We start from the raw sequence: 13,832 nt of genomic DNA, 5'->3' as shown, positions 1-13,832 counted from the left end.
GCATGAAGAAGACCGACCGGGACGGCCCCCGTGCGACCGTGCAACCCTTGGCGCTGAACGTCGTCGCGGGGGGCGCGGGCTTCATCGGCTCGCATCTGTGCCGCGCGCTCCTGGACCGGGGGGAATCGGTCCTCTGCCTCGACAACCTCCAGACCTCGCGCCCGTCGAACCTGCGGGCGCTGGAAGGCCATCCGCGCTTCCGCTTCCTGCGCCACGACATCGGCCAGCCCATGCCGGCCGAGGTGCTGCGGATGGCCCCGCGCATCACGCGCGTCTGGAACCTCGCCTGCGCGGCCTCGCCGCCGCTGTACCAGCGCGACCCGGAACACACGATGCTGACCAACGTGGTGGGCACCAACAACCTGCTGCGGCTGGCCGAAGCGGCCAAGGCGCGCTTCCTGCTGACCTCGACCAGCGAGGTCTACGGCGACCCCGAGATCCACCCGCAGGCCGAGGATTACCGCGGCAACGTCAGCTGCACGGGCCCCCGCGCCTGCTATGACGAAGGCAAGCGCGCGGCCGAGGCGCTGACCTTCGACTATGGCCGCGCGGGCCGGGCGCAGGTGCGCGTGGCGCGCATCTTCAACACCTACGGGCCCAACATGGACCCCGACGACGGGCGGGTGGTGTCGAACCTGATCTGCCAGGCGCTGCGCGGGAACGAGATGACGGTCTATGGCGACGGCAGCCAGACCCGCAGCTTCTGCTATGTTTCGGACATGGTGGCGGGCCTGATGGCGCTGATGGACGCCGAGTTCGACGGGATGGAGCCGGTGAACCTGGGCAATCCCCACGAGATGACGGTGAACGAGCTTCTGGGCCATGTCGTCGCCCTGACCGGCACCCGCGCGCGCGTGGTCCACCGGCCCCTGCCCGTGGACGACCCGCGCCGCCGCCGCCCCGACATTTCCCGCGCGGGCGCGCTGCTGGGCTGGGCGCCGCGCGTGTCCCTGGCCGAAGGGCTCGACGCCACCTGCGCCTGGTTCGCCGAGGAACTGGTGGCCGAGCCCGCGGCCGGGGTCGCCGGCTAGGCCATGGCCGATCCCTGGACGCAGGCCATGCGGCGCGGCGACTTTCCCGCGGCATGGGCCATCGCGGAACAGGCGCTGGCGGGCCGCGACCCCGCCACGCGCGACGATCCCTCGCTGCCCTATCACCTGCGCTGGGTCTGGGACGGGCGGGCCTTCGACGGACGGGACGTGCTGGTCCGCTGCTATCACGGGCTCGGGGACACGCTGATGTTTTCCCGCTTCCTGCCCGTGCTGGCCCGGCGCGCGGCGCGGGTGACGGTCGAGATGCAGCCCCACCTTGTGCCGCTGTTCCGGGACTTTCCCGGCATCGGCCGGCTGGTGCCCTTCGACGTGGCCCGGCCCCTGCCGCCGCAGGATTGCGACCTCGAGATCATGGAACTGCCGCTGGCGCTGCGCGCCGCCCCCTCGGACGCGCCGATCCCCAGGCTGGACGTCACCCGTGCGGCGCTGCCTACCGGGACGGTGGCGCTGTGCTGGGGCGCGGGGGACTGGGACCCCGGCAGGTCCGTGCCCGAAGGGATGTTCGCGCCCCTCTGCGCCGGCCCGGCGCTGTCGCTGATGCCGGGGCCGACGGTCCTGCCGGTCCTGAACCCGCAGGGCTGCCCGTTGGACATCATGCTGACGGCGCGGCTAGTCGCTGGATCGGCGCTGGTCGTCACGGTGGACACGATGATCGCGCATCTGGCGGGCGTGCTGGGCCGCCCCGCGTGGCTGCTGCTCAGGCACGACCCCGACTGGCGCTGGCCGGTCCCCGGCACGCGCACGCCCTGGTACCCGACGATGCACGTCTTCCGCCAGCCCGCGCCCGGCGACTGGGACGCCGTGATGGCCGAGGTCCGGCAGGCGCTGGAGGGCACCACCCGACAAAGGAAGGTGACATGACCGAGACCCGCCCCGCCCCCCTTGCCCCCGTGTCCTGGGGCGAGCTTCTGGACAAGATCACCATCCTGGAGATCAAGGCCGAGCGCATCGCCAACCCTGCGGCCCGAGCCAACGTGGCGCGCGAACTGTCCCTGCTGCGCGAAACCGCGGCCCCCGTCCTGCCCCAGCCGGACCTTGCGCCGCTGCTGGACGGGTTGCGCCGGGTGAACGCCGCGCTGTGGGACATCGAGGACGACATCCGCGCGCATGAGGCGGCGGGCGACTTCGGGGCCGGGTTCGTGGAGCTTGCGCGCTCGGTCTATCTGACGAACGACGAACGCTCGGCGATCAAGCGGCAGGTCAACGCGCTGCTGCGGTCCGAACTGGTCGAGGAAAAGTACCACGCCGCGGCGAAGATGGGGTAAGCTGCGGCGGGGGACAGGTGCCATGCAGATCACCCTTGCCACGCCGGACGACATCGGGACGCTGTTCGACATCCGCACGGGCGTCACGCAGAACCACCAGTCGCGCCAGGAACTCGCGGCGCTGGGGGTGACGGCCGAGCGCCTGGCCGAGATGCTGCAAACCCGCAGCCGGGCCTGGCTGGCGCATGTGGACGGCGCGGCGGCGGGCTTCTCGATGGCCGATTCCGCAAGGGCGACCGTCTTCGCCCTGTTCGTGCGCCCCGGCTTCGAGGGGCGCGGCATCGGGCGGCGGCTGATGGCCGAGGCGGAAGACTGGCTGTTCGGGCAGGGCTGGGACCAGATCTGGCTTGCCACCGGCGGCGATGAAAGCCTGCGGGCCTTGGGCTTCTATGGCCACCTGGGCTGGGTTCCGGCGGGCGTGCTGGACGACGGGCAGATCCGCTTCGTCAAGCGCCAGCCGGGCCCTCTCATGCCCGGCTGAAGTCGAAGCAGCCGGCGGGCACGCCCGAGCCGCTGACCATCATCGCGCCGCGCGCGTAGAAGCCCCAGCGCTTGCCGGGATCCACGTCCACCAGCACGACGGCCATCTTCGGGTCGGCCCAGACGATCCGCGCGCCCGCCTCGGCCAGGACGGCCTCGGCCCGCGCGGCATCGACCGAGGGGCGGAAGACGATCGCGGTCAGGGCCATGTCGGCGGGCGTGCGCTGCGCCCAGGCGCCGGCGCCCACGGTCAGCAGCGCCACGGTGGCCACGAAGGCGCCCGAGGGCGCGGCCCCTCTGCCCCCGCGCCGCAGGCGCAGGCCCAGAAGCAGCGGAACGATGCCGAAGACCACCAGCCACAGCAGGTCCCATGCCAGCGGGTTGGGGCTGTCGATCCTGATGCGGTGGATGCCCAGGAACCAGTGCGACAACAGCGTGTCGATGACATGCCACGTGCCGAAGCCGATCAGCATCGCGCCCGCCACGATCCCGCGCGGCACCTGCGGGTCGCGGCGATGCGCGCGCCACAGGGCGACCAGTCCCGCGGCCGCGATCACGTACATCAGCGCGTGGAAGACCCCGTCCCACATCACCTGCGCGCGCAGGTCGCCGATGCCGGGCACGAGGCTCAGCAGGTGGTGCCATTGCAGGATCTGGTGCAGCAGGATGCCGTCGAAGAACCCGCCCAGCGCAAAGCCAAGGATGGCCCCCGCCCATGTCCAGTGCCGCGCGGTCATGGCGCCCCCTCCCCGATCCATCCTGGCGGGAACATGGCAGGGCCGCGGATTGTTCCGCCTCAGCCGCGCTTCCCGGGGTCGAGGCGGTCGGAACGGTCACCCAGCACGTCCTCGACATAGATCATGCGGACCAGGATGATGAGGACCAGCAGCAGGGGCGTGGCCAGGAACACGCCCATGAAGCCGAACAGCACGCCAAAGGCGACCACGGCCAGGATGGTCAGCACGGGCGGCAGCGCGCTGGCCCGCTTCTGGATCACGGGCATCAGGACGTTTCCCTCGACCTGCTGGATCACGAGAAACAGGATCGCGGTCCACACCGCCTCGGCCGGTCCCTCTGCCAGCGCCAGCAGCACCGCGGGCGCGGCGCCCAGCCAGGGGCCGACATAGGGGATGAAGTCCAGAAGGCCCGCGATCAGCCCCAGGGCCAGCGCCAGCGGCACCCCGATCAGCCACAGCCCGACGCCCGACAGCACCGCGACCGCCGCCATGGCGATCCCCTGCCCCAGAAGCCAGCGCCACAGGCCTTGTCCCAGCGCATCCAGGATCTCGGCGGCGCGCGGGCGCTTGTCCAGCGGGATCAGGCGCAGCAGCCCGCGCCGGTAGAGCTGGGGGTCCATCGCCAGGAAGATCGCGACCGTGACCACGATGACGACGTTCGCCAGCACCCCGATCACGGAGGACACGGTGCCGCCGATCATGCCGAGGACGTTCCAGCTTGGCCGTTCCTCGTCCGAGGGCACGCGTTCCAGCAGGCTCTGGGCCCAGGAATACTGCCGCAGCAGCGCCTCGAACTGCGCCAGCGCGCGGGGCACCATGTCGGCCACCTGCTGCAGCTGCCCCACCAGACGCGGGCCGAGGAACATGACCCCCAGCACGATCAGCACCGCAAGCGCCAGCGCGACGACCAGCACGCCCGCCGAGGCCGACAAGGGCGTGTGCCGCGCGAGGATCAGCGCAAGGTGCCGCAAGAGCACGGCCATGAGGACGCCGAGGAAGGCCAGAAGCAGGACAAAGGACAAGTGCCAGGCCGTCACGGCCAGAAGGACGATCAGCAGGGAAACGAAGACGACGGCGGGAACGGCTCGGGGCATGGGTCGCCTGCGGAGGAATGGCGTGGCGGCACTGGGGCCACGACGCCCAACGCCCGCGCGGCTGATGCGGTTCGCGGCCGCTTCAGGCCAGCAGCTTGCGGGCGAGCGCGAGATCCTCGGCCAGTTCCGCCCGTGCCTCGGCCGCGCGGCCCGCGTCGGGCAGGCGCAGGATATAGGACGGGTGCCAGCTCAGCAGCACGGGGCCGCTGGACGTGTCCTCGACGGTGCCGCGCCGCCTGGTGATCCCCGCGCCCGTCCCCGTCAGCGCCTGCGCCGCCGTCGCGCCGAGGCCGAGGGTCAGCTGCGGCTTGACGAAGTCGCGTTCGAGGTCGAGCCACCACTTGCAGGCGGCGACCTCGCCCTTGTCGGGGGACTGGTGGATGCGGCGCTTGCCGCGCGGGGTGAACTTGAAATGCTTGACCGCATTCGTCATCCACGCGCGGCCCCGATCGAGACCCGAGGCCTGCATCACCTCGTCCAGCACCTTGCCCGCGGGACCGACGAAGGGGCGGCCAGCCAGGTCCTCCTGGTCGCCGGGCTGTTCGCCCACGACCATCAGGCGGGCGCCCGCAGGCCCCTCGCCGAAGACCGCCTGCGTGGCGTGGCGGCAAAGGTCGCAGCGGGTGCAATGCCGGACGGCGGCGCGCGCTTCCTCCAGCGTCCCGATCACGGCGGGCGCCTTCGGCATCGCGGCGCGGTAGCGTTCGGTGATGGTGGCGGCGCGGGCGGGGGCCTGGGTCGCGCCTGCCGCCTGCATGGCGCGCACGCGGGCCTCGGCGCCTTCCAGCATGGCGGGGATCTGCGCCGTTTCCGGCATGTTCTTCCAGTATTTCAGCGGCATGTGCTGCCGCATCGACCCCAGCTTGATGCGCGCCGGGTTGAAGATGTTGGTGAAATAGGTGGCCCAGAGCGATTCCGCTGCGTCGTCCGGCAGGTCGGGACGCGGGGCGCCGGGGGCGAAGCTGACTTCGCCATCTTCAAAGATCACGCTCAGGTCCGGGGTGTGGATCGCCCAGTCCATGTCGGAAAAGCGGCGGGCGAAGAAGCCGGCGTTGGCTTCCACCACGCGATGTTCCGGCTCGAACCAGGCGGCAAAGCGGCGGCGGTCCCTGTCCGAAGGGATCTCGCGGAAGCGCACAAAGGCGCGCATCTTGTGGATGTCGCGATGGACCGCCTTCTGCAGTGCACCGAGGCGGCGGACCAGCGGGTCGGCGGCGTCCGACAGAAGCTGCGGCTGGTCCTGCAGGCGCACCAGCGCCTGATACAGCAGGTCGGGCGCCGCCGGGTCGCGGTGCAGGATGGCCTTTTCCGCGATTTCCAGAAAGGCGCGGGGCACCTTCAGCGCCCGCCCCTCGCCTGATGGCAGGGGCTCGGGATCGAACAGGCCCTGAGGCGCCTCGCCCACGGCCCATTCCACCTGCGCGGGCGGCACGGCATGGGTGGCCAGCCGGCGGGCGGCCTCGCGCCAGGCGTCCATCGTCCCGGTCTCGGGCAGGACGACCCGGTGCATCAGAACAGGCTCAGCTGCTGCGGCGGGGGCGCGAAGCGGGCGCGCAGGTTCTGGGCGTCGATCAGCCCGCCGGGGGACCAGCCGGGCAAGCTGATGAAGGGCTTGGCCTTGGTCATCGAGGCGCCGATGCGGACGAGGTCGTCCCATTGCAGCGTGCGGTGGCGGCGGGCGGACAGGATGCGGTCCACCGTCTTTGTGCCGAAGCCGGGGACGCGCAGAAGCTGTTCCTTGGTGGCGCGGTTCACGTCCACGGGGAAATCCTCGCGATGCGCCAGCGCCCAGCCCAGCTTGGGATCGACGCCGAGGTCCAGCATCCCGTCGGGCGTGGCCGAGGCGATCTCCTCGGCCTCGAAGCCGTAGAAGCGCATCAGCCAGTCAGCCTGATACAGCCGGTGTTCCCGGATCAGCGGCGGCTTCACCAGCGGCAGCATGGCCGAGGAGTCGGGGATGGGCGAGAAGGCCGAGTAATAGACGCGCTTCAGCCCATAGCCCGCGTAAAGCCGGGACGAGGTGTTCAGGATCGTCGCGTCGTTCGCCCCGTCCGCGCCCACGATCATCTGCGTGGACTGGCCCGCCGGGGCAAAGCGGGCGGGGCGCTTGCCGGTGTGGCTTGTCTCGCGGCTCGCCTCTCGCCCGCTGCGGACGCGGGCCATGGCGGTGCGGATCGTCTCGGGGCGCTTTTCCGGCGCAAAGGTGCGGATCGAGTCGTCCTGCGGCAGTTCGATGTTGATCGACAGGCGGTCGGCGTAAAGCCCCGCCTCGTCGATCAGTTCGGGCGAGGCGTCGGGAATGGTCTTGAGATGGATGTAGCCCTTGAAGCCATGCTCCTCGCGCAGGGTCTTGGCGATCCGCACCATGTCGGCCATGGTCTGGTCCGGGCTGCGGATGATGCCCGAGGACAAAAACAGCCCCTCGATGTAGTTGCGGCGATAGAATTCCAGCGTCAGCGTCACGACCTCCTCGACCGAGAAGCGGGCGCGCTCGACGTTGGAACTGACGCGGTTCACGCAATAAGCGCAGTCGAAGATGCAGAAGTTCGTCATCAGGATCTTCAGCAGGCTGATGCAGCGCCCGTCCGGGGTATAGGCGTGGCAGATCCCCGACCCTTCGGTCGAGCCCAGGCCCCCCTTGCGCGCGTCGCGCCGTTCCGTTCCGCTGGACGCGCAGGAGGCGTCGTACTTGGCCGCGTCCGACAGGATCGCGAGCTTCCGGGAGAGTTCTGGCGTCACGGAAGTTCCCTTGATGTTCCTGTCATATCTAGGAAATCGCAGGCCGGTTTCAACGGTTCCCCCGGCGTCAGATGGCCGTCCAGTTCTGTTCCACCACCGCCTCCATCGCGACATAGCTGGAGGTCGAGGTGATATATGGCAGCGTGGAAATCCGCTCGGCCATGACCTGCCGGAAATGCGCCATGTCGCGGGACCGGATCTTGAGCTGATAGTCGAAGCCCCCCGCGATCATGTAGCATTCCTCGACCTCGGGGATCAGGCGGACGGCGGCGTTGAACTCCTCCAGCGCCTTCTGGCGGGTGTCGGACATGGACACCTCGACATAGGTCACATGGGTCAGACCCAGCTTCAGCGGCGACAGGATCGCGCGGTAGCCGGTGATGATGCCCGTCTCCTCCAGCCGTTTCAGCCGTTGAGCCACGGGGGTCTTGGACAGCCCCACCGCGCGGGCCAGTTCGGTCAGCGGGATGCGCGCATCGGCGACAAGGATCTCAAGGATGCGCCGGTCGATGGGGTCAAGCTGGTTCATCCTGAAAATGTCCTTTCCTGCAGCCGTTCCGGCTAGGGCTTTGCCCATCTTTGGTCACATCGTCCAGCGATCTGCGGCTATCCTGTGCCATCCTTAGCCCTGCGAGCCTGCCATGACCCCTGCCGCCTTCCCAACCCTCGGCCTTGAAGCCAAGTTCGCCGACGAAACGGCCGTGCTGGACCGGCTGGTGTCCGAGGCCGCGATCGGCGCGCAGACGCGCCAGCGCATCACCGACCGCGCCGTGGCCCTCGTCCGCCGCATCCGCAGCGAGGCCAAGCCCACGCTGATGGAGCATTTCCTGGCCGAATACGGGCTGTCCACCCGCGAGGGCGTGGCCCTGATGTGCCTGGCCGAGGCCATGCTGCGCGTCCCCGACGCCCCCACCATCGACGCCCTGATCGAGGACAAGATCGCGCCCTCGGAATGGAACCGGCATCTCGGGACGGCGGCCTCGTCGCTGGTCAACGCCTCGACCTGGGCGCTGATGCTGACGGGCAAGGTCCTGACGGAACCCCGCCCCGGCATCGCGGGCACCCTGCGCGGCGCGATCCGCCGCCTGGGCGAGCCGGTGATCCGCACCGCCGTCGGCCGCGCCATGAAGGAGATGGGCCGCCAGTTCGTGCTGGGCGAGACCATCGAGGGGGCGCTGGAACGCGGCCGCAAGCGCGAGGCGCAGGGCTACACCTATTCCTTCGACATGCTGGGCGAGGCCGCGCGGACCGAAGCCGACGCCGCCCGCTATGCCCGCGACTACGAACATGCCATCGCCGCCATCGGCCGCGCGGCCAAGGCGGACTCGATCGTGAAGAACCCCGGCATCTCGATCAAGCTGTCGGCGCTGCACCCCCGCCATGAGGTCGCCAAGACCGAGCGCGTCATGGCGGAACTGGTCCCGGTCGTCAGCAAGTTGGCGCGCCAGGCGCGCGAGGCGGGGATCGCGCTGCACGTGGACGCCGAGGAACAGGACCGGCTGGTCCTGTCCCTGCAGGTGATCGACGCGGTGCTGTCGGATACCGCGCTGGCAGGATGGGACGGCTTCGGCGTGGTCGTGCAGGCCTATGGCAAGCGCGCGGGGGCGGCCATCGAGGTGCTGTATGACATGGCGAGCCGCTATGACCGGCGCATGAACATCCGGCTGGTCAAGGGCGCCTATTGGGACAGCGAGATGAAGATGGCGCAGGTCGGGGGCATGCCGGGCTTCCCGCTGTTCACCACCAAAACCGCGACGGACGTGGCCTATATCTGCCTGGCGCAGAAGCTGTTCGGCATGGGCGACCGGCTGTTCCCGCAGTTCGCCACCCACAACGCCCATACCGCCGCCGCTATCCTGGAACTCGCCCAGGGCCGCCCCTACGAGTTCCAGCGCCTGCATGGCATGGGCGAGCGGCTGCACGACATCCTGCTGTCGGAAACCAAGGGGCACTGCCGCATCTATGCCCCCGTGGGCGCGCACCGCGACCTGCTGGCCTATCTCGTCCGGCGTCTGCTGGAAAACGGGGCGAACTCGTCCTTCGTCCACCAGATCGTGGATGAGGGCGTCGCGCCCGAATCCATCGCCCGCGACCCCTTCGAGGCGCTGTCCGAGGCGCACGCGCCCAAGGCCCTGAAGGCGCCCGAGGCGCTGTTCGCGCCGCACCACCGGAACTCTCGCGGCTGGGACCTGTCCGACGCGGGCGTGCTCGACCACATCGAGGCCGCCCGCCGCGTCCCCCTGCCCCCGGCCGGGCCGCTGACGGTGGCCGAGCCTTCGGGCACGACCCGCCCCGTGGTGAACCCCGCCACGGGCGAGGTCATCGGCGAGGTGACCGAGGCCGACGAAGCCACCGTTGCCCGTGCCCTGGACGAGGCCCGCACCTGGGACGCGCCGGCGTCGGAACGCGCCGCCACCCTGCGCCGCGCCGCCGACCTGTACGAAGGCAACTTCGGCCCCATCTTCGCCACGCTGGCGCGCGAGGCGGGCAAGACCCTGCCCGACGCGGTGGGCGAGCTGCGCGAGGCGGTGGACTTCCTGCTGTATTATGCGGCCGAAGGCGAGAACGACACGCGCAGCCCCCGCGGCATCTTCGCGGCGATCAGCCCGTGGAACTTCCCGCTGGCGATCTTCACCGGGCAGATCGCGGCCGCGCTGATGGCCGGGAACGCCGTGCTGGCCAAGCCCGCAGAACAGGCGCCGCTGATCGCCGCCATGGCCGTGCGGCTGCTGCACCAGGCGGGCGTGCCCCGCAGCGCCCTGCAACTGCTGCCGGGCGACGGGGCGACCGTGGGTGCGGCGATCACGGCGGACCCGCGCGTCAAGGGCGTGGTCTTCACCGGCTCGACCGACACGGCGCAGGTCATTGCGCGCAGCATGGCACAACACCTGGAACCCGGCACGCCGCTGATCGCGGAAACGGGCGGCCTGAACGCCATGATCGCGGATTCGACCGCCCTGCCCGAACAGGCGGTGCGCGACATCGTGGCCTCGGCCTTCCAGTCGGCGGGCCAGCGCTGCTCGGCGCTGCGCTGCCTGTATCTGCAGGAGGACAGCGCGCCGCATGTGATCGAGATGATCAAGGGCGCGATGGACCAGCTGACGGTGGGCGACCCGTGGCACGTGTCCACCGACGTGGGCCCGGTGATCGACCGAGACGCGCAGGCTGACATCGCGGGCTACATCCAGGCCAACGGCAACGCGGTCCTGCACCGGGGCGCGCAGCCCGAGGGCGGCACCTTCGTCGCGCCGACGCTGATCCGCGTGGGCGGCATCGGCGATCTGGAACGCGAGGTCTTCGGCCCCGTGCTGCATGTCGCCACCTTCCCGGCCGGGAAGCTGGACGAGGTGGTGCGCGACGTGAACGCCCGCGGCTTCGGCCTGACCTTCGGCCTGCACACCCGCATCGACGGCCGCGTGCAGGAGATCAGCGAAGCCGTCCGCGTCGGCAACATCTACGTCAACCGCAACCAGATCGGCGCGGTCGTGGGCTCGCAGCCCTTCGGCGGCGAGGGCCTGTCGGGCACCGGCCCAAAGGCGGGCGGCCCGAACTACCTGCCGCGCTTCTATGCCCCCGAAGGGGCGGACTTGGCCGAGGGCGCCTTCGAGGGCGCGCAGGACATGGCCGCGCTGGACCGCGCCCTGGGCCAGACCGAGGAGCGCCGCATCGACGAGCGCCTGATGCCCGGCCCCACGGGCGAGATGAACCGCCTGAGCCTTTACACCCGCCCGCCGCTGCTGTGCCTCGGCCCCGGTCCGGGGGCGGCCCGCGCCCAGCGCGCGGCGGTCGAGGCCTTGGGCGGCTCGGCCGTCGAGGCCACGGGTCGGGTCGAGCCCGCGGCACTCGCGCATCTCGAAGGCTTCTCGGGCGCGCTCTGGTGGGGCGAGGCCGAGATGGCCGAGGCCTATGCGCAGGCGCTGGCCGGGCGGAAGGGCCCGATCCTGCCGCTGATCACGGCCATGCCCGACCGCGCCCATGTCGCGCATGAACGGCATCTCTGCGTGGACACCACGGCGGCGGGCGGCAACGCGGCGCTGCTGGCGGGGTGAGCCTTGAGCCCTGCGGCCGGTTTGTCGGCCGCAGGACAGTCATGCGAGGCAGGGCGGCTGTGCCAGGGCAGCGAAAGCGGCGCGGCAATGGCACCCGTGTGAGCCGGGGGCTGTCTGCCCCCGCACCCCCGAGGATATTTTTATCCGGCCCGAGAGAGCTGGCCCATGCATGACACGGGAAGACCGCAGAATGGTGCCGGTCGGGGCAGTCCGGCTGTTGCCATCCGTGCGGCTTGATGCGGGCCTGCGTCTTCCTGATCCCGCTTGCGTCCGGTCCGGCGGGTGATGGACCGGATCGCGGTCCGAGGGGTGCAATCCGTTACGCCTGCGCCCCGAAGGGTGCGCGCTCCAGCCGCTCCAGCATCTCCACTTCCTCTGCCGTCAGCGGGATGCCTTCCGCTGCCGCGCGCTTGCGCGCCTCGAAGCGGCGCTGCGACGGCAGGCGGGCGCCCTGGCCCAGGATCGCCTGAAACAGCGTCTCGGCGCGGGCGAAGGGATCGCCCCGGCCCGCAGCGAAGCGTTCGGGCGAGAAGGCGAGGATCAGTTCGCCGTGATGCGGACCGAGGGTCGTCGTGCCGAGGTAGTCCAGCGCCTCGGTGCTGGTCAGGTCGCCGATCATGGCGGCGGCCAGAAGCTCGATCATGGTCGAGATGGCCGAGCCCTTGTGGCCGCCGAAGGGCAGCATCGCGCCCGCCAGCGCCTCGGCGGGGTCGGTGGTGGGGTTGCCGTCGCGATCGACCGCCGTGCCCTCGGGCAGCGGGCGGCCCTCGATCCGGTGCAGTTCCACGTCGCCCCGCGCCATGACCGAGGTGGCGAAGTCGAAGACGTAGGGCGAGGCATCCTTGCGGGGCCAGCCGAAGGCGAAGGGGTTGGTGCCCAGCAGCGGCGCGCTGCCCCCGGCAGGCGCAACTGTTGCATAGCTGGGGCACATGGCCATGGCGGCGAGGCCCTCGGCGGTGATCGCCTCGATTTCCGGCCAGAGCGCCGAGATATGGGTGCAGGAGTTCACGACCATCGCCGCAAGCCCGTGCTGGCGCGCCCTTGCCACCAGCACCGGAAGGCCAACCGCGAAGGCGGCGGTGGAAAACGCGCCCTTCGCATCGACGCGGACGACAGGCGAGCCGTCGTCCTGCAACTCGGGCTCGGCCTGCGGCTGGACCTTGCCGGCGGCGACGGTGCGCAGGCAGCCCTCGATCCGGTAGATGCCGTGCGACTTGCAGGCGTCACGCTCGCCCGCGACGATGGTGGCGGCCAGCGTTTCCGCCTGAAGCGGCGACAGGCCGGCGGCAAGGAAGATGCGCGACACCCTTTCGGCCAGGGCCTCGGGACTGACGGTGATCGGTTGGGCCATCATGCGCTCCTTCTTCTTGCAGGCGGGGCGCGTCAGCGCGCACCCCAGGTGTCGGTCAACCGGTAGCCCTCGGGCCAGGGGTCCGAGGGGTCCAGCATGTGCTGGTGGATGCCGGTGATCCAGCCGCGCCCCGAGATCTCGGGGCGGATCGCGGGCAGGTCGCCCACGGTGGTCGTCCCGAGGATGCGGCCCGCGAAGGTCGATCCGATCAGCGAAACGGCGGTCAGCCGGTCACCCTCGCCCATCTGCCCCCGCGCGTGCAGCACCGCCATGCGCGCCGAAAGCGCCGTGCCGGTGGGCGAGCGGTCCACCTTGCCGGGACGGATCGCCACGGCGGCGCCTGCGCGCAACTCGTTGCCCTCGCGGCTTACGGGACCGGCAAACAGGCAGAAGGAGAAATGCCGCCAGTCCGGGTTGGTCGGATGGTGGAAGCCGAGCTGTTCGTCGGCGGCCTTGGTGATGCGGACGCCCAAGCGGGCGATGTCATGCGCCTCGTCGGGGGTCAGCGCGAAGCCCATCGCGGCGGCGTCCACGATGACGAAGCTGTCGCCGCCATAGGCGGTGTCGACCTTGAGGCTGCCGATGCCCTCGACCTCAAGCGCGGCGTCCAGCCTGCCCGCGAAGCTGGGCAGGTTTTCCACGAAGATGCGTTCGGCCTTGCCGTCCCTGCATTCGGCACGGACGCGGACGAGGCCGCCGGGGGCTTCCAGCGTAATCCGCGTCTCGGGCTCGGTCATCGGCAGGATGCCCGCGTCCAGCAGCACCGTGGACACGCAGATCGAGTTCGAGCCGGACATGGGCGGCGTGTCCTCGGGCTCCATGATGATGAAGGCGGCGTCGGCGTCCGGGTTCTTCGGCGGGACCAGCAGGTTCACGTGGCGGAAGACGCCGCCGCGCGGCTCGTTCAGGACGAAGTTCCTGAGCGTGTTGTCCCGCGCGATCCAGCGGGACTGGTCCCACAGCGTTTCGCCCGGAGGCGGCGCGACGCCGCCCACGATCACGTCGCCGACCTCGCCCTCGGCATGGGCGGAAATCACGTGGATGGTCTTGCTGCTGCGCATCTTC

General features: G+C 70.6%; 12 protein-coding genes. 5 read left to right on the top strand and 7 right to left on the bottom strand.

All coding sequences use genetic code 11. The annotated features are described in order from the left end of the window. The first annotated feature begins 2 nt into the window (after positions 1–2). The 4 genes from CK240_RS03520 to CK240_RS03505 are packed head-to-tail and all read left to right on the top strand — an operon-like array spanning position 3 to position 2,798. Positions 3–1,031: a UDP-glucuronic acid decarboxylase family protein gene (locus tag CK240_RS03520; RefSeq protein WP_095638949.1), complete on the top strand. Its 1,029-nt coding sequence runs from the start codon at positions 3–5 to the stop codon at positions 1,029–1,031. 3 nt (positions 1,032–1,034) lie between these two features. Then, positions 1,035–1,913 (top strand): glycosyltransferase family protein, encoded by an 879-nt coding sequence (locus CK240_RS03515; protein ID WP_095638948.1) that lies wholly within the window; start codon positions 1,035–1,037, stop codon positions 1,911–1,913. Beyond that, positions 1,910–2,317 (top strand): DUF6165 family protein, encoded by a 408-nt coding sequence (locus CK240_RS03510; protein WP_095638947.1) that lies wholly within the window; start codon positions 1,910–1,912, stop codon positions 2,315–2,317. Before CK240_RS03515 ends, CK240_RS03510 begins: the two co-directional genes overlap by 4 nt. Positions 2,318–2,339: 22 nt before the next feature. Beyond that, positions 2,340–2,798 (top strand): GNAT family N-acetyltransferase, encoded by a 459-nt coding sequence (locus CK240_RS03505; RefSeq protein WP_095638946.1) that lies wholly within the window; start codon positions 2,340–2,342, stop codon positions 2,796–2,798. Here CK240_RS03505 and CK240_RS03500 read toward each other — a convergent pair. The 5 genes from CK240_RS03500 to CK240_RS03480 all read right to left on the bottom strand — a co-directional run bounded on the left by CK240_RS03500 (position 2,785) and on the right by CK240_RS03480 (position 7,896). Continuing rightward, the gene (locus CK240_RS03500; RefSeq protein WP_095638945.1) at positions 2,785–3,534 is read right to left on the bottom strand and encodes a DUF2243 domain-containing protein; all 750 of its coding nucleotides are present in this window, start codon (positions 3,532–3,534) and stop codon (positions 2,785–2,787) included. The genes CK240_RS03505 and CK240_RS03500 overlap by 14 nt on opposite strands. Positions 3,535–3,593: 59 nt before the next feature. Then, positions 3,594–4,628 (bottom strand): AI-2E family transporter, encoded by a 1,035-nt coding sequence (locus tag CK240_RS03495; protein ID WP_095638944.1) that lies wholly within the window; start codon positions 4,626–4,628, stop codon positions 3,594–3,596. Between the two features lie 82 nt (positions 4,629–4,710). Continuing rightward, positions 4,711–6,138, bottom strand: coding sequence for a UdgX family uracil-DNA binding protein (locus CK240_RS03490; RefSeq protein WP_095638943.1), 1,428 nt, complete (start codon positions 6,136–6,138; stop codon positions 4,711–4,713). Next, positions 6,138–7,367 carry a putative DNA modification/repair radical SAM protein gene (locus CK240_RS03485; RefSeq protein ID WP_240517267.1) on the bottom strand — a complete coding sequence of 410 codons (1,230 nt, stop codon included), beginning with the start codon at positions 7,365–7,367 and terminating at the stop codon, positions 6,138–6,140. Before CK240_RS03485 ends, CK240_RS03490 begins: the two co-directional genes overlap by 1 nt. 67 nt (positions 7,368–7,434) lie before the next feature. Beyond that, on the bottom strand, positions 7,435–7,896 hold the full coding sequence (locus tag CK240_RS03480) for an Lrp/AsnC family transcriptional regulator (RefSeq protein ID WP_095638941.1): 462 nt from the start codon (positions 7,894–7,896) through the stop codon (positions 7,435–7,437). A 112-nt stretch (positions 7,897–8,008) separates the two neighbouring features. Here CK240_RS03480 and putA point away from each other — a divergent pair, with 112 nt between their 5' ends. Further along, positions 8,009–11,416 (top strand): bifunctional proline dehydrogenase/L-glutamate gamma-semialdehyde dehydrogenase PutA, encoded by a 3,408-nt coding sequence (gene putA / locus CK240_RS03475; protein WP_095638940.1) that lies wholly within the window; start codon positions 8,009–8,011, stop codon positions 11,414–11,416. Positions 11,417–11,735: 319 nt separating this feature from the next. On the opposite strand, the gene CK240_RS03470 is transcribed toward putA, so the two are convergent. Beyond that, entirely contained in the window at positions 11,736–12,767 is a 1,032-nt protein-coding gene (locus CK240_RS03470) for an Ldh family oxidoreductase (protein ID WP_095639238.1), read from the bottom strand. A gap of 32 nt (positions 12,768–12,799) precedes the next feature. Further along, positions 12,800–13,828, bottom strand: coding sequence for a trans-3-hydroxy-L-proline dehydratase (locus CK240_RS03465; RefSeq protein WP_095639237.1), 1,029 nt, complete (start codon positions 13,826–13,828; stop codon positions 12,800–12,802). Positions 13,829–13,832: the final 4 nt, after the last annotated feature.

Origin of the sequence: Paracoccus salipaludis, assembly GCF_002287065.1 — a bacterium.
Lineage (GTDB): Bacteria > Pseudomonadota > Alphaproteobacteria > Rhodobacterales > Rhodobacteraceae > Paracoccus > Paracoccus salipaludis.
Note: the sequence above shows the minus strand (reverse complement) of the source record. Positions and strands in the feature narration are given on the sequence as shown.